28 protein-coding genes are annotated in these 21,770 nt (G+C 63.2%); 18 read left to right on the top strand and 10 right to left on the bottom strand.

What is annotated here, in order from left to right:
• Positions 1 to 9: 9 nt before the first annotated feature.
• From ligA to pth, 3 genes are read left to right on the top strand one after another with little or no spacing between them, the layout of a single operon-like run.
• On the top strand, positions 10 to 2,310 hold the full coding sequence (gene ligA / locus KJ624_05230) for an NAD-dependent DNA ligase LigA (protein ID MBU2009225.1): 2,301 nt from the start codon (positions 10 to 12) through the stop codon (positions 2,308 to 2,310).
• Positions 2,307 to 3,374: a hypothetical protein gene (locus KJ624_05225; protein ID MBU2009224.1), complete on the top strand. Its 1,068-nt coding sequence runs from the start codon at positions 2,307 to 2,309 to the stop codon at positions 3,372 to 3,374. Before ligA ends, KJ624_05225 begins: the two co-directional genes overlap by 4 nt.
• Positions 3,371 to 3,955 carry an aminoacyl-tRNA hydrolase gene (pth, locus tag KJ624_05220; GenBank protein ID MBU2009223.1) on the top strand — a complete coding sequence of 195 codons (585 nt, stop codon included), beginning with the start codon at positions 3,371 to 3,373 and terminating at the stop codon, positions 3,953 to 3,955. Before KJ624_05225 ends, pth begins: the two co-directional genes overlap by 4 nt.
• A gap of 56 nt (positions 3,956 to 4,011) precedes the next feature.
• Here the strand turns inward: pth and KJ624_05215 are convergent, their stop codons facing one another.
• Both KJ624_05215 and KJ624_05210 read right to left on the bottom strand, forming a co-directional pair.
• Complete coding sequence (locus KJ624_05215) at positions 4,012 to 4,839, bottom strand: hypothetical protein (GenBank protein MBU2009222.1); 828 nt, start codon at positions 4,837 to 4,839, stop codon at positions 4,012 to 4,014.
• A 59-nt stretch (positions 4,840 to 4,898) separates the two neighbouring features.
• Positions 4,899 to 5,111 carry a hypothetical protein gene (locus tag KJ624_05210; GenBank protein MBU2009221.1) on the bottom strand — a complete coding sequence of 71 codons (213 nt, stop codon included), beginning with the start codon at positions 5,109 to 5,111 and terminating at the stop codon, positions 4,899 to 4,901.
• Between the two features lie 92 nt (positions 5,112 to 5,203).
• Between KJ624_05210 and KJ624_05205 the strand changes: the two genes are divergently transcribed.
• The 9 genes from KJ624_05205 (at position 5,204) to KJ624_05165 (ending at position 12,069) form a co-directional block, all read left to right on the top strand.
• A complete protein-coding gene (locus tag KJ624_05205; protein ID MBU2009220.1) occupies positions 5,204 to 5,683 on the top strand; it encodes a TIGR00725 family protein in 480 nt (159 codons plus the stop codon).
• Positions 5,680 to 6,963: a phosphopyruvate hydratase gene (gene eno / locus KJ624_05200; GenBank protein MBU2009219.1), complete on the top strand. Its 1,284-nt coding sequence runs from the start codon at positions 5,680 to 5,682 to the stop codon at positions 6,961 to 6,963. The genes KJ624_05205 and eno overlap by 4 nt, the downstream gene beginning before the upstream one ends.
• Positions 6,960 to 7,379 carry a preQ(1) synthase gene (queF, locus tag KJ624_05195; protein MBU2009218.1) on the top strand — a complete coding sequence of 140 codons (420 nt, stop codon included), beginning with the start codon at positions 6,960 to 6,962 and terminating at the stop codon, positions 7,377 to 7,379. The genes eno and queF overlap by 4 nt, the downstream gene beginning before the upstream one ends.
• On the top strand, positions 7,364 to 8,377 hold the full coding sequence (gene gap, locus KJ624_05190) for a type I glyceraldehyde-3-phosphate dehydrogenase (GenBank protein ID MBU2009217.1): 1,014 nt from the start codon (positions 7,364 to 7,366) through the stop codon (positions 8,375 to 8,377). The genes queF and gap overlap by 16 nt, the downstream gene beginning before the upstream one ends.
• Positions 8,377 to 9,084 (top strand): ZIP family metal transporter, encoded by a 708-nt coding sequence (locus KJ624_05185; protein MBU2009216.1) that lies wholly within the window; start codon positions 8,377 to 8,379, stop codon positions 9,082 to 9,084. The genes gap and KJ624_05185 overlap by 1 nt, the downstream gene beginning before the upstream one ends.
• Positions 9,085 to 9,135: 51 nt before the next feature.
• Positions 9,136 to 10,005 carry a dihydroorotate dehydrogenase gene (locus tag KJ624_05180; protein ID MBU2009215.1) on the top strand — a complete coding sequence of 290 codons (870 nt, stop codon included), beginning with the start codon at positions 9,136 to 9,138 and terminating at the stop codon, positions 10,003 to 10,005.
• A complete protein-coding gene (gene gatC / locus KJ624_05175) occupies positions 10,002 to 10,289 on the top strand; it encodes an Asp-tRNA(Asn)/Glu-tRNA(Gln) amidotransferase subunit GatC (protein ID MBU2009214.1) in 288 nt (95 codons plus the stop codon). Before KJ624_05180 ends, gatC begins: the two co-directional genes overlap by 4 nt.
• Complete coding sequence (gatA, locus tag KJ624_05170; GenBank protein MBU2009213.1) at positions 10,286 to 11,743, top strand: Asp-tRNA(Asn)/Glu-tRNA(Gln) amidotransferase subunit GatA; 1,458 nt, start codon at positions 10,286 to 10,288, stop codon at positions 11,741 to 11,743. The genes gatC and gatA overlap by 4 nt, the downstream gene beginning before the upstream one ends.
• A 68-nt stretch (positions 11,744 to 11,811) precedes the next feature.
• Complete coding sequence (locus KJ624_05165; protein MBU2009212.1) at positions 11,812 to 12,069, top strand: translation elongation factor-like protein; 258 nt, start codon at positions 11,812 to 11,814, stop codon at positions 12,067 to 12,069.
• Between the two features lie 9 nt (positions 12,070 to 12,078).
• On the opposite strand, the gene ribE is transcribed toward KJ624_05165, so the two are convergent.
• From ribE to KJ624_05135, 6 genes are read right to left on the bottom strand one after another with little or no spacing between them, the layout of a single operon-like run.
• A complete protein-coding gene (gene ribE / locus KJ624_05160) occupies positions 12,079 to 12,564 on the bottom strand; it encodes a 6,7-dimethyl-8-ribityllumazine synthase (GenBank protein MBU2009211.1) in 486 nt (161 codons plus the stop codon).
• Positions 12,551 to 13,771, bottom strand: a complete 1,221-nt coding sequence (locus KJ624_05155) for a bifunctional 3,4-dihydroxy-2-butanone-4-phosphate synthase/GTP cyclohydrolase II (GenBank protein ID MBU2009210.1) — start codon at positions 13,769 to 13,771, stop codon at positions 12,551 to 12,553. Before KJ624_05155 ends, ribE begins: the two co-directional genes overlap by 14 nt.
• 4 nt (positions 13,772 to 13,775) lie before the next feature.
• The gene (locus tag KJ624_05150) at positions 13,776 to 14,399 is read right to left on the bottom strand and encodes a riboflavin synthase (protein MBU2009209.1); all 624 of its coding nucleotides are present in this window, start codon (positions 14,397 to 14,399) and stop codon (positions 13,776 to 13,778) included.
• The gene (locus tag KJ624_05145; protein MBU2009208.1) at positions 14,380 to 15,021 is read right to left on the bottom strand and encodes a class I SAM-dependent methyltransferase; all 642 of its coding nucleotides are present in this window, start codon (positions 15,019 to 15,021) and stop codon (positions 14,380 to 14,382) included. Before KJ624_05145 ends, KJ624_05150 begins: the two co-directional genes overlap by 20 nt.
• The gene (gene ribD, locus KJ624_05140) at positions 14,988 to 16,106 is read right to left on the bottom strand and encodes a bifunctional diaminohydroxyphosphoribosylaminopyrimidine deaminase/5-amino-6-(5-phosphoribosylamino)uracil reductase RibD (GenBank protein MBU2009207.1); all 1,119 of its coding nucleotides are present in this window, start codon (positions 16,104 to 16,106) and stop codon (positions 14,988 to 14,990) included. Before ribD ends, KJ624_05145 begins: the two co-directional genes overlap by 34 nt.
• 13 nt (positions 16,107 to 16,119) lie before the next feature.
• Entirely contained in the window at positions 16,120 to 16,980 is an 861-nt protein-coding gene (locus KJ624_05135) for a dCTP deaminase (GenBank protein ID MBU2009206.1), read from the bottom strand.
• Between the two features lie 51 nt (positions 16,981 to 17,031).
• On the opposite strand from KJ624_05135, the gene KJ624_05130 reads away from it, so the two are divergent.
• Positions 17,032 to 17,307 (top strand): Smr/MutS family protein, encoded by a 276-nt coding sequence (locus KJ624_05130; protein MBU2009205.1) that lies wholly within the window; start codon positions 17,032 to 17,034, stop codon positions 17,305 to 17,307.
• Between the two features lie 7 nt (positions 17,308 to 17,314).
• On the opposite strand, the gene KJ624_05125 is transcribed toward KJ624_05130, so the two are convergent.
• The gene (locus KJ624_05125; GenBank protein ID MBU2009204.1) at positions 17,315 to 18,076 is read right to left on the bottom strand and encodes an SIMPL domain-containing protein; all 762 of its coding nucleotides are present in this window, start codon (positions 18,074 to 18,076) and stop codon (positions 17,315 to 17,317) included.
• Between the two features lie 78 nt (positions 18,077 to 18,154).
• Between KJ624_05125 and lepB the strand changes: the two genes are divergently transcribed.
• The 5 genes from lepB to KJ624_05100 all read left to right on the top strand — a co-directional run bounded on the left by lepB (position 18,155) and on the right by KJ624_05100 (position 21,333).
• Positions 18,155 to 18,736: a signal peptidase I gene (gene lepB, locus KJ624_05120; protein ID MBU2009203.1), complete on the top strand. Its 582-nt coding sequence runs from the start codon at positions 18,155 to 18,157 to the stop codon at positions 18,734 to 18,736.
• The gene (pyrE, locus tag KJ624_05115; protein ID MBU2009202.1) at positions 18,729 to 19,289 is read left to right on the top strand and encodes an orotate phosphoribosyltransferase; all 561 of its coding nucleotides are present in this window, start codon (positions 18,729 to 18,731) and stop codon (positions 19,287 to 19,289) included. Before lepB ends, pyrE begins: the two co-directional genes overlap by 8 nt.
• Before the next feature lie 6 nt (positions 19,290 to 19,295).
• Complete coding sequence (gene hisH, locus KJ624_05110) at positions 19,296 to 19,913, top strand: imidazole glycerol phosphate synthase subunit HisH (GenBank protein ID MBU2009201.1); 618 nt, start codon at positions 19,296 to 19,298, stop codon at positions 19,911 to 19,913.
• A 138-nt stretch (positions 19,914 to 20,051) separates the two neighbouring features.
• The gene (lexA, locus tag KJ624_05105) at positions 20,052 to 20,681 is read left to right on the top strand and encodes a transcriptional repressor LexA (GenBank protein MBU2009200.1); all 630 of its coding nucleotides are present in this window, start codon (positions 20,052 to 20,054) and stop codon (positions 20,679 to 20,681) included.
• Between the two features lie 97 nt (positions 20,682 to 20,778).
• Positions 20,779 to 21,333 carry an aldolase gene (locus KJ624_05100; protein ID MBU2009199.1) on the top strand — a complete coding sequence of 185 codons (555 nt, stop codon included), beginning with the start codon at positions 20,779 to 20,781 and terminating at the stop codon, positions 21,331 to 21,333.
• Positions 21,334 to 21,370: 37 nt separating this feature from the next.
• Here KJ624_05100 and KJ624_05095 read toward each other — a convergent pair.
• Positions 21,371 to 21,770: tetratricopeptide repeat protein (locus KJ624_05095; protein ID MBU2009198.1), on the bottom strand; the 400-nt coding region annotated here is incomplete at its 5' end.

Genomic DNA, 21,770 nt, shown 5'->3' with positions numbered 1-21,770 from the left:
GAGACGGGGATGAGCTATGAGCAGGTGAAAGCGAGGATTGAGGAGCTGGGGCGGCTCATCAACCGCCACAACTACAGGTACTATGTCCTGGACAGCCCCGAGGTCAGCGATGCCGAATATGACGAGCTGGTGCGGGAGCTGAAGAGGCTGGAGGCTGAGCACCCGGAGCTCATCACCCCCGATTCCCCCACCCAGCGGGTGGGGGCAACCCCCGTGGAGGCGTTCGGCACTGTGGAGCACCCCCGCCCCATGCTCAGCCTGGCCAATGCCTTTGACGACCAGGAGCTTGAAGCCTGGCACAAGAGGGTGACCAATCTTGTCCCCGGCCGCCCCTTTGATATGGTCTGCGAGCTGAAGATTGATGGCCTGGCGGTGGCCCTGACCTATGAGTACGGGCGTCTGGTGGCGGGGGCCACCCGGGGGGACGGCTTACGGGGGGAGGAGGTGACCCAGAACCTGAGGACCATCCGCGCCGTCCCCTTATCCGTTCCCGGGGAGAAGGTCCCACCCCGCTTTGAGGTGCGGGGGGAGGTCTATCTCCCCCACCAGGCCTTCAAGAAGCTGAACGAGGAGAGGGCCGCCCAGGGCCTGCCCCTCTTTGCCAACCCCAGGAACGCGGCGGCGGGGTCGGTGCGCCAACTGGACCCCCGCATCACCGCCTCGCGCCCCCTGGATATCTATGTCTATGCCCTGGGCTGGGCCGACCCCGCCATCCCCCGCCCCACCCACTGGGAGTGCCTGGAGCTCCTGAAAGGCCTGGGCTTCAAGGTCAACCCCGCCAGCCGGAAGGTGGAGAGCTTGGAGGAGGCGGAGGAATACTACCGCTACTGGCGAGAGAGGCGGGAGGAGTTGCCCTATGACGTGGACGGGGTGGTGGTGAAGGTGAACCCCCTGGCCCTCCAGGAGGAGCTGGGGGATGTAGGGCATGAGCCCCGCTGGGCGGTAGCCTACAAGTTCCCCGCCACCCAGGTCAACACTCGGCTGATGGATATCCGGATAAGTGTGGGCCGCACCGGAACCCTCAACCCCTTCGCCGTACTGGAGCCTGTCTCCGTGGGCGGGGTCACCATCCGCCAGGCTGCCCTCCACAACCTGGATGACATCCGGCGCAAGGACATCCGCCGGGGGGACATGGTCATCGTTCAGAGGGCGGGGGAGGTCATCCCCGAGGTGGTGGGGTCGGTGGTGGGCCTGAGGAAGGGGAACGAGCTACCTGTGGACCAGGACCGGGAGCTCCTGGAAAGGTTCCAGAGGTGCCCTGTCTGCGGGGCCCAGGCTGTCAGGCCAGAAGGCGAGGTGATGGTCCGCTGCCCCGATGCCGCCTGCCCTGCCCAGGTCCACCAGCGCCTGGGGCACTTCGCCTCCCGCAATGCTATGGACATCGAGGGGCTGGGCGAAAAGATGACCCTGGCCCTCTTCAAGGCCGGGCTCCTCCAGGATGTGGCCGACTACTACCGCCTGACCCGGGAAGGGCTGCTGGAAGCGAAAGGGAAGGCGGATAGGGTTATTGAGGAGGTCAGCAGGGCGGTCGCCACCAGGCGGGACCTCACTCCAATCCAGCATACTGTTGTGAAGAGGTTGACCGACAGCGTTCTTTATGATGCCGGAGAGACCAGGGCCGTCGGCGCCAGGTATGGTCTCACCGAGCAGGAGCTGGTAGCATTGCGGGAGGTGGTGGACGATGTCCTCCCTGGCGTTCTTGAGGCCGTAGGGGCCAGCCCCCAGCTGAGCTGGGAGAACATCCTGACCCTGGAGAAGATAGCGGAGAAGAGCGCCTCCAACTTCATCGCCTCCATCCAGGCCAGCAAAGACCGTTCTCTTGCGCGGCTCCTCTTTGGCCTGGGCATCTTCCATGTGGGAGAGGAGGTCGCCCGGCTCCTGGCAGAACATTTCAAGAGCCTGGACAGGCTTATGAAGGCCGGGGAAGAGGAGCTGACGGCTGTTCCCACCATCGGGCCCAAGATAGCCCAGAGCGTGGCGGCCTTCTTCCGGGAGCCAAGGAATAGTGAGATAATTGAGAAACTGGGGCGGGCGGGGGTGAGGCTGGAGGATAGAGAGGCCGAGCCTGAAGCCCTGCCCCTCTCCGGGATGGAGTTCGTCATCACCGGGAGGCTGGAGTCCTTTGCCCGGGAGAGGGCAGAGGCCATGATAAGGGAGAAAGGGGGCGTGGTGGGCTCCAATGTTACCCGCAAGACCACCTACCTGGTGGCGGGGGCTGACCCCGGCAGCAAACTGGACCGGGCCCGCTCCCTGGGGATAAAGTTGCTTACGGAAAAGGAGTTCCTGGCCCTTATCGGGGAGAAGGCTTGAGCTTTCCCTCCTATCTCTCAGAGCTGCCACTGGACACCCCTCTCTCCTGGCAGGTCTCGCACGGGGGCCGGGAATGCCGGGGAGAAGTGCTCCTCACCTCTTCCTGGAAGCCGGGACTGGAAAATCTTGCCTTGGGGAAAGACTTCGGGCTCATCTTCCTTACCCGGGCCCAGGAGGTCCCCCCTCCGCCTGACCCCCGCCTGGTGGTGGTCGTCCCCGCCCCCGCCAGGAAACAGGTAAAGGAGAGGTCCCCCCGGGAGGAGGCCCGGCTCTACGGCCTGGGCAGAATCATAGCCCAGGCCCCCTTCACCGTCACCCCGGAGCAGGTCTTCTCTCTAGAGGACAACCCCCGCCGCTTTGACCTTCTGGCCCGGGCCCTGCTGGAGCACATAGAGGGCCGTTTCCCCTTCCTGCCCCAGGCGGAGAGGGCCAGGAGGTATCTGGAGGGGGTGGAGCTCCCGGAGGGGGAGATGGCCCTGGACCGGGCCTCCCTCCTGGAACAGCTCTCCCCGGACTATCTCCTCAAGAGCCCCCACCTCTGGGAAAGCATTAAGGCCCTGTTTGACTGGCTCCGCTCCCAGTATGTCCCTGTCTACCGGGAGCACCACCGCCAATACCATCAAGAAATATCCCGGATGCGGGCCCGGCTGGAGGAGAAGGAAAGCTGGGTTATGGCCCTGGGTCGGCTCAACTCCCTCTCCGCCCTGGGGGAGCCCCTGGGGGCCGGCCTGGCCGGTGAATATCTGGGCCTGCTGGAGGGGCTCAGGCCCTGCCCCGCTGTGGAGGTTCCCCTGAAAGAAGGGCCCTGTTGCTCCCTCTGCCATCTGGGCCTGCTTATGACCCTTCCGCAGGGGGAGGTGGAGGCCTTTCTGCAGGGGCTCCAGAGGGCACTTCAGGGACAGCTCCAGCGCCTTTCCCGCCGGGTAATCGGCCGGATTATGGCCCAGCCAAGTCCGCGGCTGGAGAGGTTTATCCAGGCGGTCCAGGTCAGCGACCTGTCCGGCCTGGCGGAACTGCTGGATGAAGAGGTCCTGGTCTTTATCCGGGGGCTCCTGGAAGAATGAAGCTCATCGTGGGCCTGGGCAACCCGGGCCGCGATTTTGCCCGCCACCGCCACAATGTGGGCTTCCGCTGTGTCAATGCCTTTGCCCGCCGGCACGGCCTGGCCTTTTCCCGGAGCCAGTGCCAGGCCCGCATCGCCCGGGGGGTTGTGGGGGGGGAGGAGGTGGTCCTTGCCAGGCCCCAGACCTTTATGAACCGGAGCGGCGTGGCCGTGGCCGGGCTGGTGAAGGCCCTGAGGATAACCGCCCGGGACCTGCTGGTGATATACGATGACCTGGACCTGCTCCTGGGCGCCGTCCGCCTGCGGCCAGGGGGCAGTGCCGGGGGCCACCACGGCATGGAGTCCATCATCGCTGCCCTGGGGAGCCGGGACTTCCCCAGGTTGAGGGTGGGCATAGGCCGTCCCAGCGGCGGCGATGTCGTGTCCTATGTCCTGGAGGACTTCTCCCCCGAGGAGGATAAAGAAGTAGAGAAAGCCGTGGCCACTGCGGTGGAGGCCCTGGAATGCTATCTGGCGGAGGGCCTGGAAGAAGCCATGACCCGTTTCAACCGCCGGAAGGGCGATGAGGTTGAAAAACCATAAGGTCCCCTGGGAGAAACTGCCTGCTCCTATGTACACACTAGATTAGGACATCACCGTCATTTTCTGACGGAAGTAATTGGCTTTTTCCCCTTGCGTCTCTTGCGAGGTTCCCCGCTAAGAACAACAATGGTCGTGTTTTCGGGCACTCCAGATTCCCTTAGCATCTGAATCCATGCTTTTTCCGTCCAAAATCGATTCGTCTCATAGATAACGTAAATAAGACGACCCCATTCTTTTGAAGCATAGCCACGTGTGTCGGCCAATATCTCTTCAACAATAGCAGGCACATCTTTGGCACTGGAAAGGAATTTATATTCAATAAGTGTCTGGATTGACGGAATCCCTGTATCTGGTTCGAAGTTCTTGATTTGCTTGGTCAACGCGGGCTTGTGTTTCAGGTCAGGGAATACGCACTTCAGTATCCCCTCAATACGAATGTGCACATCTCTTTCAGTCTGAGGAACGCCCCGGAATAGCTCTTTGTCGGTAATCGTATAATTGATATCTCGGATGATTTGAAGAAGGTCCTTACTTATGATTGTAGGCTCTTTCTGGGGGAAAAACTGCTCGACCGCACCCAGGAATTTCCGCAGCCTTGAAAGACTCAGTGAATATGGCTCACCATCCGGTGTCGTTCCTTGCCGTAAGAAAGGCTCTTCTGATTTCTTCTCCGCCAAATACTCCGAGAGAATCATTTTGTGGAGTTCGGACAATCCCATGGCTTCGGCAATGGCAAGTAACTGCAGAGAACACTTTTCGATGAGCCAAGATGGGTCGCTCCATTCGTTGTCCTCAAACACGAACTCAGCGAAGGAGCGGTCCGCGCGGGTAAGCGACATCCTAAGATTGGCGATTGCCGCTTGTAGACTTAGCAGCTCGTTCATATAGACCCCCAATGGTAATATCCCTAATCTCTGTGTAAAACCACCGGCGTAGGGACCTCCTACCCTTCGCTCACCTCTCTGGCCACCCCGTCCACCAGTTTGACCCGGACCCACTGGCCCATGTGGGAGAAGACCCACTCCAGACCTACGGCCAGCTCATCCCGGGGGAACTCCTTCTCCACCCACTCTTTCCCCATCGGTAGCTTCAGGATTACCTTGGTCTCGCTGATGCCCTCCAGCTTCCCCTGGACTATTTCAACCCTTTGTCTCAAGAAGCACCCCCCGCGCAGTATAGCCCCGGAGGGGAATCTGAAGCAAGCTCATTGGCAGAGATAGCCTTGGGTGATATAATCGGAAACAGCCTATGGAAACCCTTGTTGCGGTCATCGGGGCCAGCCAGTGTACCCCCAGGGAGGCCGGGGTGGCGGAGGAGGTGGGGAGGGAGCTGGCGCGGAGGGGGGCGGTGCTGGTCTGTGGGGGGCTGGGAGGGGTGATGGAGGCCGCCTGTCGGGGGGCCTTGAAGGCGGGGGGCAGGACCATCGGCATCCTCCCCGGGAACAGCCCTGGGGATGCGAACCCCTTTGTCCAGTTTCCCATTGTCACCGGCATGGGCCATGCCCGCAATGTCATTGTGGTCAAGTCCGCAAGGGCCGCCATCGCCATCGGTGGGAGCTACGGCACCCTCTCGGAGATAGCCCATGCCCTTCAGAACCACATCCCCGTGGTGGGCCTGGGTACCTGGGAGCTGGCGCGGAATGGCCGGGAGGACAATTCTATAGTTCCGGCTGCCACCCCTCAGGAGGCGGTGGAGAAGGCCCTGGAGCTGGCCAAGGAGGCCCGTTGAGCACCATTGAGGAAATAGAGGCCCGGGAGGTCCTGGACTCCCGCGGTCAACCCACCGTAGAGGTGGAGGTGGTCCTTATTGACGGGACCTTCGGCCGGGCGGCGGTGCCCTCGGGGGCCAGCACCGGCAGGTTTGAGGCCCTGGAACTGAGGGACGGGGACCCCAAGCGCTTCGGCGGCCGGGGGGTGCTGAAGGCTATCAGGAATATCCGGGAGGAGATAGCCCCGGCCCTTATCGGTTTTTCTGCCCTGGAGCAGGAGGCCATAGACAGAAAGCTCATAGAGCTTGACGGGACTTCCAACAAGGGCCGGCTGGGGGCCAATGCCATCCTGGGGGTCTCCCTGGCGGTGGCGCATGCCGGGGCCGCCTACCTGGGGCTCTCCCTCTACCGCTATCTCGGGGGGGTGGGGGCCAACCAGCTCCCGGTGCCTATGTTCAACCTCATCAACGGGGGCAAGCACGCCCCCGGGGGGGCCGATTTCCAGGAGTTCCTGGTGGTGCCCCTGGGGGCCGAGAGCTTTGACCAGGCCCTGAGGATGGGGGCCGAGGTCTATTCCGCCCTGAGGGCTATCCTGGAGAAGAAGGGCCTGGGGCTGGGGGTGGGGGATGAGGGTGGCTTCGCCCCAAAACTGGCCCGCAACGAGGAGGGCCTGGACCTCCTGGTCCAGGCTATAAAGAAGGCGGGCTACGGGCCGGGGGAGGACATCTTTCTGGCCCTGGACATCGCCTCCAGCTCCTTCTACCGGGAGGACAGCTATACTATCCCCACGGACGGGCATACCCTCTCCTCCGGGGACCTGGTGGACTACTATGAAGGGCTGGCCTCCCAATACCCCCTGGCATCCCTGGAGGACGGCATGGCCGAGGAGGACTGGGGGGGGTGGCGTCTCCTTGCCGAGAGGCTGGGGAAGAGGCTCCTCTTGGTGGGGGATGACCTATATGCCACCAACCCCCGGCGTCTGGAACGGGGGATAAAAGAGCGGGCCTCCAACGCCATCCTCATCAAGCCCAACCAGATAGGGACCCTCACCGAGACCCTGGCCTGCGGGGAGATGGCGAAAAAAGCAGGCTTTGCCCTCGTCGTCAGCCACCGCTCCGGGGAAACGGAGGACACCACCATCGCGGACCTGGCAGTGGCCATGGGGGCCGGGCTCATCAAGGCCGGTGCCCCCGCTCGCTCGGAGAGGGTGGCCAAGTACAACCAGCTCCTGCGCATAGAGGAGGAGCTGGGCACCTCCGCCCGCTTTGCCGGGAGAGGGGCCTTTCCCTTCCTGGCATGAAGATGTCCGAAAAGCAATTTGTCGCTCAGGGGGAGGAGGCCATCCGCGCCGACCTCCTGGAGGCCATCCCCTTTGACTATACCTCGGGCCCACCCACCGAGGTGGTCTATGAGACCGAGGAGTTCACCTCCGTCTGCCCCTGGACCGGCCTCCCCGACTTCGCCCACCTGACGATAAGATACATCCCCGGGGAGAAGCTGGTGGAGCTCAAGTCGCTGAAGCTTTATCTTATCTCCTTCCGCAATGTGGGCATCCTACAGGAGCACAGCCCCAACCGCATCCTGCGGGACCTGGCGGGGCTGCTCCGGCCCCTGCAGATAGAGGTGGAGGCCCGCTTCCGGGAGAGGGGGGGGATAAGGACCCAGGTGAAGGTGGAATACCACCGAGAAAAGGAGGAATCATGGCAACAAAGATAGGCATCAACGGGTTTGGCCGGGTGGGCCGGCAGACGCTCCGGGCCGTCCTGGAACGCCACCCGGATAAGCTGGAGGTGGTGGCTGTCAATGACCTCACCGACCCCAGGACCAATGCCCACCTCCTGCGCTGGGACTCCAACTATGGCCGCTACCCGGGGAAGGTGGAAGCCGCCCCGGACGCTATAATTGTGGACGGGAAGAGGATAAAAGTTTTCGCGGAGCGGGACCCGGCAAAAATCCCCTGGAAGGGGCTGGGGGTGGAGGTGGTGGTGGAGTCCACAGGCATCTTCACCGATGCCGCCAAGGCCGGGGCTCACCTCCAGGCCGGGGCCAAGAAGGTCATCATCACCGCCCCCGCCAAGGGGGAGGATGTGACTGTTGTCCTGGGGGTGAATGAGAAGGCCTACGACCCTGCCCGCCACCATGTCATCTCCAATGCCTCCTGCACCACCAACTGTATTGCCCCGGTGGTCAAGGTCCTTAATGACAAGTTCGGGGTGGTGAAGGGGCTCATGTCCACTATCCACGCCTACACCAATGACCAGAGGCTCCTGGATATGTTCCACTCGGACCTGAGGCGGGCCAGGGCGGCGGCAATGAACATCGTCCCTACCACCACCGGGGCGGCCCGGGCCGTCACGGTCGTCATCCCCGAGCTCAAGGGCAGGCTCCACGGCGTGGCTTTCCGGGTGCCGGTGCCCACCGTTTCCCTCTGCGACTTCGTGGCCGACCTCTCCCGGGATGTTTCCGTGGAGGAGGTGAACCGGGCCTTCCGGGAGGCGGCCCAGGGGCCTTTGAAGGGCCTGCTGGAATACTGCGAGGAGGAGCTGGTGAGCTCCGATTTCAAGGGGAACCCGGCCTCGGCCATCTTTGATGCCCCCAGCACTATGGTGATAGGGGGCAACATGGTCAAGGTCCTGGCCTGGTATGACAACGAGTGGGGCTATAGCTGCCGGGTGGCCGACCTGACGGCCTATCTGGTGGAGAAGGGCCTCTGATGGCAGTCCTGGCCCTGGCCTTCCTATCTGCCTTGTCTACGGTGATAGGGGGGCTCCTCCCCGTCTACACCAGGGTCAGGCAGGTACCCACCCGCTACCTGCTAGGGTTCGCCGCCGGGGTGATGGTCTCCGTGGCCCTCCTGGTGATGCTGCCGGAGGTTGCAGAACTGGAGGGGGCCAGCTTCATCGCCCTGGCGGTGGGATTCTTCGGCCTTTATGCCACCGAGAAACTCATCATGGTCCATACCTGCCACGAGGGCGAGTGTGAGGTCCATTCCCTGGGGTGGACGGCCCTCATCGGCATTGCGGCGGAGAGCCTGCTGGACGGGGTGGCCATTGCAGTGGGCTATTCCCTGGCCCCGGCTGTGGGCGTTTCTGTGGCCCTCGCGGTCATCGTCCACGAGTTCCCCCGGGGCTTCACAACCTCTGTCATCATGCAGGGGGCGGGCTACCGCAGGGTCAGGGTGCTGGGGGCCCTGGCCATTGATGCCCTGCTCACCCCCGTGGCTGCCGGACTGGTCCTGCTGGGCCTTTTCCCCCAGAGCCTCTATGGTCCCCTCTTCTCCTTCGCTGCGGGCGCCTTTCTGTACGTGGGGGCCTCGGACCTCCTGCCGGAAGCCCACCGCCGGTTTAATTACTGGGTGGTGGCCTCGGTCATGCTGGGGGTTGTCCTCATCCCCCTGGTGGAACTCGTGACGGGGATTTAGGTGCCCGGCCTTTCTGTCAGCCTGGGGCCGCTGAGGCTCAGGAACCCGGTGATGACCGCTTCTGGCACCTGTGGCTACGGGGACGAGATGGAGGGGCTCCTGGATATCCAGCGCCTGGGGGCGGTAGTTACCAAGGGAATCACCCTCCAGCCCCGCCCCGGAAACCCCCAGCCCCGCCTGGCGGAGACCCCCTGCGGCCTTCTCAATTCCATAGGGCTGGAGAACATCGGCCTGGAAAGGCTCGTCGGGGAGAAGGCTCCCCTCTGGGCCCGGTGGCAAACACCGGTCATTGTGAACATTGCCGGGGAGAAGGTGGCGGAGTATGCCGCGCTGGCCCGGGGGCTGGATGGGGTGGAGGGGGTGGCCGGCCTGGAGGTGAACATATCCTGCCCCAACCTGGAGCGGGGCGGGGTGGAGTTCGGCACCCACCCCGAGCTGGCGGCGGAGGTTACCAGGGCGGTCAGGAAGAATACCCGCCTCCCCGTGCTGGTGAAGCTGAGCCCCGAGGCCCGGGATATTGTGGCGGTGGCCCGGGCAGTAGTGGAGGCGGGGGCCGATGCCCTGACCGTGGCCAATACCATCAGGGGGATGGTCATAGATGTGAAAAAGCGCCGCCCCGGGCTGGGGGCGGTCTCTGGAGGCCTCTCCGGCCCCGCCATCCGGCCCATCGCCCTTTATCTGGTCTATCAGGTGGCCGGGGCAGTGGAGGCCCCGGTGATAGCCTGCGGCGGCATCATGAGCGCCCAGGATGCCCTGGAGTTCCTCATGGCCGGGGCCGGGGCAGTCCAGGTGGGCACGGCCACCTTCCTCAACCCCGGGGCCGCCCTGGAGGTACTGGACGGGGTAGAAGGGTTCCTGAAGCGAGAGGGCATGACGGATATTGAGCAGCTCATCGGCCTGGCCAGGAAGGGGGAAGGATGAAGCTGAGCCGGGAAGAGGTGCTCCATATTGCCCGGCTCGCCCGCCTGGGGCTGACCGAGGAGGATGTGGAGCGCTTCCGGGAACAGCTTTCCAATATCCTGGAGAACTTTGAGGTGCTGAAGGAGGTGGAGAGCGAAGGGGTGCCCCCCACCACCCACGCTGTCCCCCTCCAGAATGTCCTGCGGGAGGACGAAGTAGCCCCTTCTCTGCCCCAGGGCGAGGTCCTGGCCAATGCCCCCCGGCAGGAGGAAGGCCATTTCAAGGTCCGGCCGGTGCTGGAGTGAAAGAGCTCTACTACCTCAGCATTGAGGAAGCCCATCAGCTCCTGAGAAAAAAGGGGGTCTCCATCCCGGAGCTGGTCCGGGCGGTCCAGGAGCGGATTGAGGGGGTGGAGGGCAGGGTGAAGGCCTTCGTTACCCCCACCCCGGAGGAGGCCCTGAAGCAGGCGGAAGAAGCCCAGAAAAGGCTCAAGGAAGGGGATAGGAATCCCCTCCTGGGCATCCCCGCCGCCATCAAGGACAACATGTGCACCCGGGGCGTCCGCACTACCTGCTCCTCCAGGATGCTGGAGGACTTCATCCCCCCGTATGATGCCACGGTGGTGGGGAGGCTCCAGGGGGCGGGGGCGGTGATGGTGGGGAAGACCAATATGGACGAGTTTGCCATGGGCTCGTCCACGGAGAACTCGGCCTTCTTCCCCACCCACAACCCCTGGGACCTCTCCCGGGTGCCCGGCGGCTCCAGTGGGGGTTCAGCGGCGGCGGTGGCGGCGGGGGAGGCCCTCTTTGCCCTGGGCTCGGACACAGGGGGCTCCATCCGCCAGCCAGCGGGCTTCTGCGGCATTGTCGGCCTCAAGCCCACCTACGGCCTGGTCTCCCGCTATGGCCTGGTGGCCTTCGCCAGCTCCCTGGACCAGATAGGGCCCATGGCCCGGACCGTGAAGGACTGTGCCTTAGTCCTCCAGGCCATCGGCGGCCATGACCCCAGCGACTCCACCTCCCTGGCCCTCCCCCTACCCGACTATACCCGGGCATTCATCCCCGACCTCAAGGGCCTCCGGCTGGGGGTGCCGAAGGAGTTCTTCCCCCGCGGGCTGGAGGCGGGGGTGGAAAAGGTGATGCGCCAGGCCATCAAGAAGCTGGAGGAGCTGGGGGCGGAGGTGGACTGGGACATCTCCCTGCCTCATACCCGCTATGCCCTGGCAGCCTACTATATCCTGGCCCCTTCCGAGGCCTCGGCTAACCTGGCGCGCTATGATGGGGTGAAGTACGGCTTCTCCGACATGGCCCCGGAGATGTGGCAGGCTATGGAGAGGACGCGGCAGTTTGGCTTCGGCCCCGAGGTTAAGAGGCGTGTCATGCTGGGGACCTACGCCCTCTCCAAAGGCTACTACGATGCCTACTATCTCAAGGCCCAGAAGGTGAGGACCCTTATACGCCAGGACCTGGACCAGGCCTTTCAGCGGTGCCAGGCCCTTATCACCCCCACCTCCCCCACGGTGCCCTTCCGCCTGGGGGAAAAGCTGGCCGACCCCGTTCAGATGTATCTCTCCGACGTTTTCACCATCCCGGTGAATATCGCTGCCGTCCCCGCCCTCACCCTGCCCGCCGGCTTCGCCGATGGTCTCCCCGTGGGGATGCAGATTATCGGTCCCCCATTGAGCGAGGAGCTGCTGTTCCGCACAGGTTTTGCCTATGAACAGGCCACCGGCCACCACCTGAGAAGGCCCCCCCTCTAGACGCCGGTCCCTCTATTGATATTTGCCAAGACGACTTTTATACTCTAGGAAAAGCACAGGAGGTCTCTATGGCGGTAGAAGAGGAGATAGGCACGGTCAATGACTTCTTTGCCCGGCCGGTGGTAGCGGGGATAGAGCTCACCGGCACTCTCAAGGTGGGGGAGACGGTCCACATCAAGGGCCATACCACCGACATCACCATGGTGGTGGAGTCCATGGAGGTCAACAACGTCAAGGTCCAGGTGGCCAATGCCAGGGACCAGGTCGGGGTGAAGGTCACCGACCGTGTCAGGCGGGGGGACCGGGTCTATCTGGTCAGGGAATAGCCCGGCTAGTTAAGGAGTAGCCCGGCCCTTTGCGCCCAGCCCCTTGAGGAGGTTAGCCATCTCCAGGGCCGCCTGCGCGGCGCTGAAGCCCTTGTTGCCCTCTTTTGTCCCTGCCCTTGCTATGGCCTGCTCCAGGTTGTCGGCGGTGATTATGCCGTGGAGGACTGGGACCCCAGTCTCCATCCCCACATGGGCGATGCCCTTGGTGACCTCGCCGGCGATATAGTCAAAGTGGGGGGTATCGCCCCGGATTATCGCCCCCAGGCAGATAATGGCGTTGTACCTGCCCCCCTGGGCCAGCCTCTTTGCCACCAGGGGCTCCTCAAAGGTGCCGGGGGTCCAGACGATGTCAATATTCTCCTCGGCCACCCCATGGCGGAGGAGGCAGTCCTGAGCCCCCTCCAGAAGGCGGTGGGTGAGGAAGTGGTTGAAACGGGAAACGATGAGGGCGAACCTCAGTCCCTGCCCCAGGAAAGAGCCTTCATAGGTCTTCATCCTTTGCCTCCATTCCCAGCCGGTGGCCCATCTTCTTCTCTTTGGCCACCAGATACTGGCGGTTATATGGGTTGGGGGTGGCGATGAGGGGGACGGTCTCCACCACCTTGAGCCCGTAGCCCTCCAGCCCCACCACCTTCTTGGGGTTGTTGGTGAGGAGGCGGAGGTTCTTTATCCCCAGGTCGCTCAATATCTGGGCCCCGATGCCGTAATCTCTCAGGTCGGCGGGGAAGCCCAGGCGGCGGTTGGCCTCTACGGTGTCCAGGCCCTGGTCCTGGAGGGCATAGGCCTTGAGCTTGTTGTGGAAGCCTATGCCCCGCCCTTCCTGGCGCATGTAGAGGAAGACCCCTTTCCCCTCCTTCGCGATGGCCTGCATGGCCAGGCCAATCTGGTCCCCGCAGTCGCAGCGCAGGCTGCCGAAGACATCACCGGTGAGGCACTCGCTGTGGACCCGGACCAGCACCGGCTCCTCCCCAGCTACCTCCCCCAGGACCAGGGCCACATGCTCGTCGGGGTCAGTAGTGCTCTTGTAGGCTATGGCCCTGAATTTGCCGTAGCGGGTTGGGAGGCGGGCCTCGGCCACCTTCTCCACCAGCTTTTCCGTACGCCGGCGGTAGGCAATGAGGTCGGCCACGCTGATGACCTTGAGCCCGGACCGCTCCGCTAGCTTCTCCAGCTCGGGCAGGCGGGCGATGCTGCCGTCCTCATTCAGTATCTCGCAGATGGCCCCGGCAGGGCTGAGGCCCGCCAGGCGGGCCAGGTCCACAATGGCCTCGGTATGCCCCGCCCGGACCAGGACCCCCCCTTCTCTGGCCCGGAGGGGGAACGTATGGCCTGGGCGGGCCAGGTCCTCGGGACGGGTGGCGGGGTCCAGGATGGCCTTGATGGTGGCCGCCCGGTCCTGGGCCGAGATGCCGGTGGAGGTGTGGTGCTTGGCCTCTACCGAAATGGTGAAGGCGGTGCCGTGCTTGGAGGTGTTGTCCTGGACCATGAGGGGTACCTGGAGCTCGTCCAGCCGCTTCCCGATGACGGGCATGCAGATGAGGCCCCGGGCATGCCTGGCCATGAAGTTGATGGCCTCGGGGGTGACCTTCTCGGCGGCTATGGCCAGGTCTCCCTCATTCTCGCGGTCGTAGTCGTCCACGATGATGAGGAAGTTGCCTTTCCTGACCTCTTCTATAGCTTCTTTGACAGTGGCAAAGGGCATTCCCTTACTCCTGCACAAAACCCTGGCTGGAAAGGAACTCCAGGGTTATCCCTTTCCTTTCCCGGAACCTCTCCACATACTTGGCCACGATGTCCCCTTCCAGGTTCACTCTGTCCCCGGGCTTCTTCTGGCCCAGGGTGGTGTTCTCCATAGTATACCGCACCAGGGAACAGGTAAGGTAGTCCGGCCCAACCTCTACCACCGTCAGGCTCACCCCGTCCACGGCGATGAACCCCTTCTCCACAATATAGGTCATAAGCCCTGCGGGGGCCGAAAAGCGGGCCAGGACTGCCCCCTCCTGGGGGGTCAGGGATAGGAGGTGGCCGGTGGCATCCACATGGCCCTGGACCAGGTGTCCCCCCAGCCGCCCACCCAGTGCCAGGGCCCGCTCCAGGTTCACCTGCTGGCCGGGGCGCAGGTCCCCCAGGTTTGTCCGCTTCAACGTCTCGGGCATAAGCTCCACGGCAAAGCCGTCCTTCTCCACGCGGGTTGCCGTAAGGCAAGCGCCATTGATGCTCAGGCTGTCCCCCGGCCGGGTGCCCTCCAGGACGCGGGTGCAGGAAACGAACAGCTCCCCACTCCGGAGGTATTTCGCCTTCCCCACCTCCTCAACTATCCCGGTGAACAACCCTCTTCTCCATCAGGGCTGAATAGAAACGGCGCTGGAAGCGACTGCCCTTTTCCCGGAAGGTGGACTCTTCCAGGGACTCTATCTGAAACAAGGGGGAGAAGTATTCTCTTATCTGCTCCCGGGAGAAGCCCTGGGGGGCCCAGCGGTCCCTGTCGGAAAAGCAGATGAGCTGGTATTTTCCCCCCGGCTTCAGCACCCGGTGGACGCCCTGGATGAATGCCTCCCGGTCCGAGGGGGGAATATGATGGAAGCAGCCCCGGTCAAAGACCAGGTCAAAGCTGCCGTCGGGGTAGGGAAGACGGGTGGCGTTCCCCGGGGCGAGCTGGCAGGAGACCCCGGCCTGCTGGCAGCGTTCCTGGGCATGGTTGATAGCGGTGGGGGAGATGTCTATGCCGGCTACCTGGAAGCCCGCCTGGGCCAGGAAGAGGGCGTTGTGGCCTGTGCCACAGCAGATGTCCAGGGCCGTCCCCTTTTTCACCTTGCCCTGCCTTACCAGGTCCACCAGGATGGAGGAGGGGTGTCCCTCTTCCCAGGGGATCTCCTCCAGGGGCGTCTCCTGGTAGACGCGGTCCCAGCGCTCCCGGGCTATACGGTCTTCCGGCCCACGGTTTCTGGCCATGGCAACCTTTCCAGCGAGGGCCTCCTCCCGGGGAGGTAGCCCCATATCAGGAGGTCTTCTCCCAGCTTTTCCTGGTGGACACCTTCCAGGCGGGGGGCCTGGGCTAGCTTTTCTACCCCTTCCCCACCTACCGCGGGGATGGCGCTTTTCCCCCCGATAATAACGGGGGCGATGAAGGCATATACCTTGTCCACCAGGCCCCGGTCAAACAGGGAGCCGAGCAGCTCTCCCCCACCCTCCACCAGCACCTGGGATATACCCCTTTTCCCCAGGAGGGAGAGGAGCCCTTCAATGTCCACCCGGCCATCGGGGGCGGGGAGCTCGGCCACCTCCGCCTTGGGGTATCTTCCCCCCAGCCTGGGCCGGGCCACGGCCAGCAGGGCTTTCCCTGGCCCCTGGAAGACATGGGCCGAGGGCGGGGTGCGCCCGGAGCTGTCCACCACTACCCGCAGGGGAGCCTTTATCTCGTTGCCCTGCTCGTCCCGGGCGGTGAGGCGGGGGTCATCGGCCAGGACCGTGTTCGCCCCCACCATCACGGCATCGGACCAGAAGCGCAGGCGGTGGGCAAAAGCCTGGGCCTGGGGCCCGGTGAGCCAGCGGGAGTCCCCCTTTCTCGTGGCAATCTTCCCGTCCAGGCTCATGGCGAACTTGGCCGCCACCAGGGGCAGGCCGGTGGTGATGTGCTTGACATAAGCATCGTTCAACTCCAGGGCCTCATGGGCGTGTTCTCCCGTATGAGTTGCTATCCCCGCCTCCTCCAGCTCCACCTTGCCCCTGCCCCAGACCCGGGGGTTGGGGTCCAGGGTGGCCATATGGACGCTGGCGATGCCTGCGCGGATGATGGCCTGGGTGCAGGGGGGGGTGCGGCCGAAAATACAGCAGGGCTCCAGGGTGACGAACAACCGGGCCCCCCTGGTCCTTTCCCCCGCTCTTCCCAGGGCCGCTATCTCCGCGTGGGGGCCGCCGGGGGGTTGGGTAAAACCTTCCCCTACGATTTCCCCGTCTTTGACAATCACCGCCCCCACCGCCGGGTTGGGGCTGGTGTTGCCCAGGGCCTGGCGGGCCAGCTCCAGGGCCCGGGCCATGTAGTCCACAGGCTCAGCCTTCTAGCAGACCTTGCTTGCTTAGCTCGGGCTGTGGAGATTCCCCTCTAGGTTTGAACCTGGGAAGACCAGTCATCTGGAAGACCTTTCGCCTATTCTGCTCGCCGGGGTTTGCACCCCTATACACCCAATCCTCCACAGTCTTGACTGGAACCCCGAGGGCTTCTGCGAGCTTTGCTACGCTGCCGCGGAACTGACTTGTCCTTATCCATTCCCGTAAAGTACTATCTTTAGCTTTGGTTTCCTTTGCCTTGACTGCGACTGGTGCGAGAGGGAGGAGTTGCGCTTGCGGCCCAAACTCCTCGTAGTACAAGGTACGAGTAGGACCTTTTTGCCCCTGGTACTTGCTCTTGAGTTCAGGGTGACCATAGGGGCGGTCGGCGGGCGTTGTAAGACGAAGGAAAGATATCTGGCTTATTCTCATGCCTGCATAGAGGAGTATCGGCATTCTGGCGGCACTGGAGATTTCCAGCGTTAAGTGCCCTTGCCACCCTGGGTCCACATAGCCAGCGGTGGAATGGATAAGGAGCCCTATGCGGCCCAAAGAGGACTTGCCTTCCAAGCGGGCCACAATATCATTGGGCAGGGTGATGGACTCCACGGTGCTGGCCAGGACGAACTCCCCGGGCTGGAGGGAAAATGGTTGGTGCTTGGGTATTGCTACTCCTGTTGTCAGTCCATCAAGGGGCTGTCTGAGGTCAATATAGTAGGGATACTTCCAAGTGCGGAAGACCAAGAGCTTCCTACCCAGGTGCAGGTCTACGCTGGCGGGCTGGACGCAGGAGGGGTCAAAGGGGTCAATGACTATTCGCCCCTTCTCTATCTCCTCCCTTATTGTGCGGTCGCTGAGGACCATAGGCTTTCGGGGGACAGTGTAGCACCCCTCCCCTTGGATTGCAACGGGAAAGTGATACAATCAGGGGCCATGCGCTATGACTGCCCGGAAGTGGACCTGCACAGCCTGAGGGCGGATGAGGCCCTCATCAGGCTGGACATGTTCCTGAACGACGCCTTTGTCTCCGGCAGCCCCTGGGTGAGGGTCATCCACGGCAAAGGGACCGGGGCCCTGCGCCAAGCGGTCCAGGGGATGCTCCGGCATCATCCCCTGGTGAAGTCCTTCCGGTCCGGGGTTGAGGGTGAAGGGGGGGCCGGAGTCACCCTGGCGGAGCTTCAGCAGAAGTAGCTGTTCCCTATTTTATGGAATAGATAATCTGGACGGTGACCGTGAGCTGCTGCTCCCCAACAAGGATGGGGGTGGATGGGGCTCCAGCGGCTTCAGCCCTTGCGTAGATGGGGCCAGGGACGGGCATATACGGGGAGCTCTCGGTGATGTAGAGTGGCTTCCCCAGTTCAATGCCCAGGAGCCCGGCTATCTGCTGGGCTTTGGCCTGGGCGTCTTTCACCGCTTTCTCGCGGGCCAGGTTCTTCTCCTGGGTGATATCTTCCTTGGTGAAGCCGATGCTGTCTATGCGGGTCAGGTCACCCCCTGCCTCGGCCACCGCATCTATGATTGGCCCCGCTTCATCTACTTTGCGGAGCTTGGCCTGGACCGTATTGGACACGAGGTAGCCCACAGTAATCTGCCTGCCCCTTCTTATCCCCCCCACCGTCTCTTCAATATATTGCGTCACCGGCTGGATGGAGAAATACTGGGTCTGGATATCTTTGTCCGCAACCCCTTTCCCCTTCAGAGCGGCGACAACTTTGGCCATTGCCTCCCGGGCCCGGAGCTGGGCCTGGGCTACTGTGGTCTCCTGGGACGCAATCCCCAGCCGGAGGACGGCTATATCGGGGACATAGGTGCCCAGCCCCTCCCCGCTCACCACCAGCCCCGTCTGCTCCGTGGCTTGAAGGACGGCGCTGGCCCCCTGGGGCACTGCCCCTTGCTCCCTCAGGGTGCACCCGGCGAGGAAAAGCAGACCAACGATGGCCAAAAGTACTAGCTTCCTCATTTCATCTCTCCTTTCTATGGTCCTCCTACTATTATAACGATGGAACTCAGGGAAAGGTTAGGTTATAATGGCGCGAAAATGAAGTTACTGCGCGAAATCCTGGAGACCCTTGTCCTCGCCGTTATCATCTTTGCGGTAGCTCAGGCAACAGTCCAGAGCTTTGTGGTGCAGAAGCACAGCATGGACCCGACCCTCAATGAGGGCCAGCGCCTGCTGGTAAGCAAGGCCATCTACTGGAGGCTGGGGGGAACGCTGGGCCGGGTCCTTCCCCTGAAAAAGGAGGGGGAGTGGGCCTATCTCTTTCACCTTCCCCGCCGGGGGGAGATAGTGGTATTTAGCGCTCCCCGCCGCCCCGAGGAGGTCTGGATTAAAAGGATTGTGGGCCTGCCGGGGGAGGAGGTAGAGATAAGGGACGGTCGGGTCTATATCAACGGGAAGGCCCTTGATGAGCCCTACGCCCACGGGTCTCCCTCCAGCCTTCGTCCTGTGGTGGTGCCCGCGGGGAACTATTTTGTCATGGGGGACAACCGCTCCCAGAGCACCGATTCCAGCGACTGGGGGGGGGTGGGTCCTATTCCCCTCCGGAACATCATCGGCAAGGCCTGGCTCTCCCTCCTGCCCCCCGGCCGGGCCCCCAACTACTCATACGCCGATGGATAATGCGGAAGAGCTGTTCCGCCGCACGGGGGCCATGCTGGAGGGGCATTTCCTCCTGAGTTCTGGCCTCCATTCTCCTGTCTACTGGGAGAAGTTCCGCATCCTGCAGCACCCTGAGTTCACCGGGGAGCTGTGCCGGCTGATAGCGGACCACTTCCGGGTAAAGGGGGTGGGGGCGGTGGCCGGCCCCGCCCTGGGGGGCGCGGTGCTGGCCTATGAGGTGGCCCGCGCGTTGGGGGTAAAGGCTGTCTACGCCGAAAGGGGGGAGGAGGGTAGGGCCTTCCGCCGTGGCCAGACCATCTCTCCCGGCGAGAAGGTCCTCATCGTGGACGATGTTCTCACCACCGGGGGCTCCCTGAGGGAGATGCTGGAGGCGGTGAGGAAGGCAGGGGGCAGTGTGGTGGGCATCGGAGTAGTGGTGGACAGGAGCGGGGGGGTGGACTTCGGGGTGCCCTTTTTTCGCTGCTACCGCGCGTCCGCGCCTACTTATCGCGCGGAGGAATGTCCCCTCTGCCGCCAGGGCGTCCCCCTCCAGCGCCTGGGCTCTTTCAGGTAAACATATATGCTGAGGCCGGTGGTGGTGGTGGACTTCGGGGCGGGGAACCTCAAGAGCGTGGTCAAGGCGGTGCGATATCTTGGCCGCGAGGTGCGGGTGACCAGAAGCGTCCAGGATATCCTGGAGGCCCCGACCCTTATCCTCCCCGGGGTTGGAGCGGCTTCTCCGGCCCTGCAGGAGCTGGAGGCCGGGGGCCTGGCGGAACCCCTGAAGAGGGCCGTTCAGGGGGGCCGGCCTTTCCTGGGCATCTGCCTGGGGCTCCAGGTCCTGTTTGAGTTCACCGAAGAAGGGGACCGCCCCTGCCTGGGCCTCCTCAAGGGCAGGGTGAAGAGGCTGCCCCCGGGAGTGAAGGTCCCCCATATGGGCTGGAACCTGGTCCGGCAGAAGAGGCCCCATCCCCTGTTCCAGGGCGTCCCCAACCCCTCCTTTTTCTACTTTGTCCACAGCTATTACCCCGCCCCCGAGGACGATGGGGTGGTGGCGGGAGAGACAGAATACGGCCTGCCTTTCTCCAGCGTTATCATCCGGGACAACCTGGTGGCCACCCAATTCCACCCCGAGAAGAGCGGCCAGCTGGGCCTCCAGGTCCTGCGGAACTTCCTGGCGCTGTCGGCGAGTCTATAGCCCAGGAGAGGGCCGGGCCCGGTCCTGGACCAGGCCTGTCACTGCCCGGATGACCGTCCCTGGTTCCCGCAGGCTATTGACATGCGCCCCTCCCCCTGCTATCGTATCTGCTAGAACTGTTGTTCAAGGAGTGATGCTATGAAACAGAAGGCTCTATCTCCCAAACAGGAGAGGATGCTGGCCTTTATCCGGCAGTTCCTGGGGGAGAGGGGGTATCCCCCTACGGTGAGGGACATCGTGCGGGGCTGTGGCCTGAGCTCAACCTCGGTGGTGGACTATAACCTAACCCTTCTGGAGAGGGGGGGATACCTGCGGCGGGACCGGGAGGTATCCCGGGGGATTGAGCTGGCCGGGCGGAAACGGCTGGTGGGGGTGCCCCTCCTGGGCTATATTGCCGCGGGGGAGCCCCTAAAACTGCCCGGGGAGGAGGCCTGGCATAGCTCCCCCCTAGAGGTGCTGGAAATGCCCCAGGAGGTGGTGAAGGATTGGGAGAGGGTCTATGCCCTCAAGGTGAAGGGCACCTCCATGATAGATGCCCTCATCGCTGATGGTGACACCCTGGTGATGCGCCCTGCCCGGCAAGCGGAGAATGGGGAGATGGTAGCTGTCTGGTTGAAGGACAAAGGGGAGGTCACCTTCAAGCGCTTTTACCTGGAGGGGGACCGGGTCCGGCTCCAGCCGGAAAACAGCCTTATGGCCCCCATCTACTGCCACCCCTCTGATGTAGAGGTACAGGGCAAAGTGGTAGCCGTCCTCCGGACGCCCTGAGGGCTTCACCTGCCGGTTCCCCCTGTTGGGGCCTTGACGATTTGCGTTTTCCCCCCCCACAGTATAAATTAGAAAGCAAACAGGGCAGGGGGTGGTCATGCTTTTCTCGCAGTTCCAGGCAGTGGGCCAGGAGCTTTTCCGGCGGGGATTGGTCTCTTCCCATAGCGGCAACTTGAGCGTCCGCCTGGGGGACCGCCTCCACATCACCAAGAGAGGGTGCATGCTGGGGAGCCTCAGAGAGCAGGACGTAATAGAAACAGGGCTCAGCAGGAATGACCGCACCACCCCCCGCGCCTCGGCGGAGCTGAAGGTCCATCGCACCATCTACAGCCTTACCCCTGCCCAGGCCGTTGTCCACGCCCATTCCCCCCATGCGGTGGCCCTTTCCCTGACCGAGAAGGAAGTAGTCCCCTCAGATACCGAGGGGACTTTTCTTCTCCCCCGAGTGCCGGTGCTGGGCTGGAGGAGGAAGGTGCTGCCGGGGGAGATGGCGGAGGAGATAGCGCAGGCCCTGCTGGCCAACCGGATTGTCCTGGTCCACGGCCACGGTACTTTTGCGGTGGGCCAGCTCCTGGAGGAGGCCTACCAGGTCACCTCTGCCCTGGAGGAAAGCTGCCAGATACTCTGTATCCTGAAGTCCATAGCCAGATAGACGGCTAGCCCGCCAGGGCTTCCTCCAGGAGCCGCACCTAGTCCTTGCCTGATGGCCCGTGGCCCGTCTGCTTCTTCATGGCCGCTTCCACCTCGGCGATGGACTTTTGCATCAGGGCTATCTCCCGCTCCGCGCGTATTGTCCGGAACAGGTCCAGCGCGTCCCTATAGTATATCAGCGCCCCTTTCAGGTTTCCCTTGAGCCTCAATACGTTGGCCAGGTTGTTGAGGGCAGCGGCCTCCCCCAGGCGGTTGCCTATCTCTTTGCTAATATCCAGGGCTTTCTGGAAGTGCTCCCGGGCCTCATCCAGGTCATCCTTCTGCCCGAAGACGATGCCCAGGTCGCCCAGGTCACTGGCTTCCCCCAGGCGGTGCCCTGTCTCTTTATGGATTTGCAGGGCTTTCTGGTAGTGCTCCAGGGCCTTTTCCAGCTCGCCC

The sequence above is a fragment of the Chloroflexota bacterium genome, from assembly GCA_018825785.1.
Classification (GTDB): Bacteria; Chloroflexota; Dehalococcoidia; order JACVQG01; family JAHKAY01; genus JAHKAY01.
Note: the sequence above shows the minus strand (reverse complement) of the source record. Positions and strands in the feature narration are given on the sequence as shown.